This window comes from Stenotrophomonas sp. YIM B06876 (genome assembly GCF_030711595.1).
In the GTDB taxonomy this organism is placed as follows: Bacteria; Pseudomonadota; Gammaproteobacteria; order Xanthomonadales; family Xanthomonadaceae; genus Stenotrophomonas.
In genome coordinates this window covers 1-4,171 of the sequence record NZ_JAUJUJ010000068.1, presented here as the reverse complement: position 1 = coordinate 4,171, position 4,171 = coordinate 1, and the positions used below count along the sequence as shown (strand labels likewise).

Annotated in this window: 4 protein-coding genes; 3 read left to right on the top strand and 1 reads right to left on the bottom strand. The window is 65.4% G+C overall.

Features of this window, described 5'->3' with window-relative positions:
• From QZH66_RS14415 to QZH66_RS14405, 3 genes are all read left to right on the top strand, one after another.
• Positions 1-1,140: transketolase C-terminal domain-containing protein (locus QZH66_RS14415; protein WP_305806628.1), on the top strand; the 1,140-nt coding region annotated here is incomplete at its 5' end.
• Positions 1,141-1,172: 32 nt separating this feature from the next.
• Entirely contained in the window at positions 1,173-2,174 is a 1,002-nt protein-coding gene (gap, locus tag QZH66_RS14410; RefSeq protein WP_305806627.1) for a type I glyceraldehyde-3-phosphate dehydrogenase, read from the top strand.
• 253 nt (positions 2,175-2,427) lie between these two features.
• Positions 2,428-3,828, top strand: coding sequence for an aspartate ammonia-lyase (locus tag QZH66_RS14405; protein ID WP_305806626.1), 1,401 nt, complete (start codon positions 2,428-2,430; stop codon positions 3,826-3,828).
• Between the two features lie 12 nt (positions 3,829-3,840).
• Here QZH66_RS14405 and QZH66_RS14400 read toward each other — a convergent pair whose 3' ends face one another.
• Positions 3,841-4,059: a SlyX family protein gene (locus tag QZH66_RS14400; RefSeq protein WP_305806625.1), complete on the bottom strand. Its 219-nt coding sequence runs from the start codon at positions 4,057-4,059 to the stop codon at positions 3,841-3,843.
• Positions 4,060-4,171 lie beyond the last annotated feature (112 nt).

The following is a 4,171-nucleotide window of genomic DNA, read 5'->3' as shown; positions in this document are numbered from 1 at the left end:
AGCCAGCTGGCGCTCGAAGCCTTCACGGCCGCACTGCCCGAGCTGCTCGGCGGCAGCGCCGACCTGACCGGCTCCAACCTCACCAACACCAAGAGCACGCCGGCACTGCGTTTCGACGCCGCGGGCGCCGTGGTGCGCACCGAAGACGGCCAGACCGGCCGCCACATCAACTACGGCGTGCGCGAGTTCGGCATGGCCGCCATCATGAACGGCGTGGCGCTGCACGGCGGCTACATCCCCTACGGCGGCACCTTCCTGACGTTCAGCGACTACAGCCGCAACGCCATCCGCATGGCCGCGCTGATGAAGCTGCGCGTGGTGCATGTGTTCACGCACGACTCCATCGGCCTGGGCGAGGACGGCCCGACGCACCAGTCGATCGAGCATGCCGCCAGCCTNGTGGCGCTGCACGGCGGCTACATCCCCTACGGCGGCACCTTCCTGACGTTCAGCGACTACAGCCGCAACGCCATCCGCATGGCCGCGCTGATGAAGCTGCGCGTGGTGCATGTGTTCACGCACGACTCCATCGGCCTGGGCGAGGACGGCCCGACGCACCAGTCGATCGAGCATGCCGCCAGCCTGCGCCTGATCCCGGGCCTGGACGTCTGGCGCCCCGCCGACACGGCCGAGACGGCCGTTGCCTGGTCGGTCGCCCTGACCAACCGCGACCAGCCCACGGCGCTGTTGCTCTCGCGCCAGAACCTGCCCTACGCACCCAAGCGCGACCTGGGCGACATCAGCCGCGGCGCCTATGTGCTCTCCGAGCCGAGCGACGTCGGCCTGAAGAAGAAGGCCCAGGCCGTCATCATCGCCACCGGCTCCGAAGTGCAGCTGGCGCTCAAGGCGCAGCGCCTGCTGGCCGCCAAGAAGATCGCCGTGCGCGTCGTCTCCATGCCGAGCACGACCACGTTCGACCGCGAAGACGTGAAGTACAAGAAGGCCATCCTGCCGGCCGGCATGCCGCGCATCGCAGTCGAAATGGGCGCGACCGACGGCTGGTGGAAGTACGGCTGCGCTGCCGTGGTCGGCATCGACAGCTATGGCGAATCGGCGCCCGCGCCAGTGCTGTTCGAGCACTTCGGCTTCACCGCAGAAAACGTCGCGGCCACCGTGCAGGTGGCACTCAAGCGCAAGTGATTTTGGCAATCAACTCTGGAGAAACTTAAGCTATGACGATCAAGATTGGTATCAACGGCTTCGGCCGCATCGGCCGCAATGTGCTGCGCTCCGCCATCCAGAACTTCAGCGACATCGAAGTTGTGGGCATCAACGACCTGCTCGAGCCCGACTACCTGGCCTACATGCTGCAGTACGACTCGGTGCACGGCCGCTTCCAGGGCACCGTGTCGGTCGAGGGCAATACCCTCATCGTCAACGGCAAGAAGATCCGCCTGACGCAAGAGCGCGACCCAGCCAACCTGAAGTGGAACGAAGTCGGCGCCGATGTCGTCATCGAATCCACCGGCCTGTTCCTGGACAAGGCCACGGCGCAGAAGCACCTGGACGCAGGCGCCAAGAAGGTGCTGCTGTCGGCGCCGTCGAAGGATGACACGCCCATGTTCGTGTTTGGCGTGAACCACGCCACCTACGCTGGCCAGGCCATCGTCTCCAACGCCTCGTGCACCACCAACTGCCTGGCCCCCGTGGCCAAGGTGCTCAATGACAAGTGGGGCATCAAGCGCGGCCTGATGACCACCGTGCACGCCGCCACCGCCACGCAAAAGACCGTGGACGGCCCGAGCAACAAGGACTGGCGCGGCGGCCGCGGCATCCTGGAAAACATCATTCCTTCGAGCACCGGCGCCGCCAAGGCCGTGGGCGTGGTCATCCCTGAACTCAACAAGAAGCTCACCGGCATGTCGTTCCGCGTGCCCACGTCGGACGTGTCGGTGGTCGACCTGACGGTGGAGCTGAACAAGGAAGCCTCGTACGCCGAGATCTGCGCCGAGATGAAGGCGCAGAGCCAGGGCGCGCTCAAGGGCATCCTCGGCTACACCGAGGACAAGGTGGTGGCCACCGACTTCCGCGGCGAATCGTGCACCAGCGTGTTCGACGCCGAAGCCGGCATCGCGCTCGACAGCACCTTCGTCAAGGTCGTCGCCTGGTACGACAACGAATGGGGCTACTCGAACAAGTGCCTCGAAATGGTGCGCGTGGTCGCCGGCAAGTAAGCCTGCACTGCACCCGCCTGCAACGCGCCTTCGGGCGCGTTTTTTGTGGGCGCCGTGCCACCCGGGTGGGGCAAAAACGCCTGGGTTATGCCGATTGGTATGGAATGCATGCTTTTACAAGACATAATCGGGGCAGGCTCTGTTCCGTGGGCTGGTATGCGTCAGTTCCACGGGCAGGGCTTTTGCACTTGTGGGGCCGCATTCGCTGAGCAAGCCGCCCCGCGTTCCGTCTTCCAAATCCTGAGAGCCTTGCATGCGCCAAGAACACGACTTCATCGGTGTCAAAACCATCCCTCCCGCGGCCTACTGGGGAGTGCACACCGCCCGCGCGGTCGAGAATTTTCCGATCACCGGCCACACCGTGGCCCACATGCCCGAACTCATTCGCGCCTTCGCCTTCGTCAAGAAGGCCGCCGCCCACGCCAACCTGCAGCTGGGCGCCATCAACGAAACCCAGGCCAGCGCCATCGCCAAGGCTTGCGATGACCTGATTGCCGGCCAGCTGCACGACCAGTTCGTGGTCGACGTCATCCAGGGCGGCGCCGGCACCTCCACGAACATGAACGCCAACGAGGTGATCGCCAACCGTGCCCTCGAGCACCTGGGATTGCCCAAAGGCCGCTACGACGCCGTCCACCCGAACGACCACGTCAACGCCTCGCAAAGCACCAACGATGCCTACCCCACCGCGCTCAAGCTCGCGACCTGGTTCGGCATCCAGGAATTGTTGAAAGCCCTGGCCAGCCTGCGCGGTGCCTTCGAGGGCAAGGCCGGCGAATTCGCGGGCATCCTGAAGATCGGCCGCACGCAGCTGCAAGACGCCGTGCCCATGACGCTGGGCCAGGAGTTCACCGCGTTTGCCAGCATGATTGCCGACGACGAAAAGCGCCTGCGCGAATCCGCCTATTTGATGACCGAGGTGAACCTCGGCGGCACGGCCATCGGCACCGGCATCAACGCGCCCGTGGGCTATGTGGATGTGGTCATCCCCAAGCTCGCCGAACTCTCGGGCGTGCCCGTGACCGCGGCGGCCGACATGATCGCCGCCACGGCCGACACCGGCGCCTTCGTCGACATCTCGGGCATCTTGAAGCGCATCGCGAGCAAGCTCTCGAAGATCAGCAACGACCTGCGCCTGCTCTCGTCGGGCCCGCAGGCCGGCATCGGCGACATCCGCCTGCCCGCGCGCCAGGCCGGCTCGTCGATCATGCCGGGCAAGGTCAACCCGGTGATCCCCGAGGTGATGAACCAGGTCTGCTTCGAAGTGATCGGCAACGACGTCGCCATCACCATGGCTTCCGAGGCCGGCCAGCTGCAGCTCAACGCCTTCGAGCCGCTGATGGGCTGGGCGCTGCACAAGAGCCTGACGCACCTGGCGCGCGCCTGCCACACGCTGCAGGTCAACTGCGTCGAGGGCATCGAAGCGAACGAGGAGCTGCTGGGCCTGCGCATCGCCGAGTCGGTGACGCTGGTGACGGCGCTCAACCCGCTGATCGGCTACGAAAAGTCGGCCTCCATCGCCAAGGCCGCCATGGCCAGCGGCAAGACCATCGCCGTCATCGCCGAAGAACTCGGCATCATGGGCCAGGCCGAAATGCGCCAGCTGCTCGTGGCCGAGAAGCTGACCCAGGCCGGCGCGCTGAGCGCGGCCTGAAGGCCGGCCGTTTCAGTAATGCGGCGGCAGCTCGTCGCGCAGGTTGCGCGGCGCGGCGCTGCCGCCTTCGGGCATCTGCTGGCGCAGGCGGTGCAGCTCCTGCAGCAGCGCGTCAATCTGCTGCTGCTGGCGGTAGATGGTCATGTTCAGCTGCTCCAGCAGCTCGTCGCTGTAGCTGGCCTTGATCTCCAGCTCGGTCAGGCGCTGGTCGGTATCGTGCGGATGGTCCATGGCGCGATTGGACAGGAGTTTGCGCGGCCTGCGGCGCTCACGGTGAAATAAGCATGAAAAAGAGCTGCAACGCTTGTGTGGCAAGCGCTGGCAGCTCCTTAAATGTGAGTAA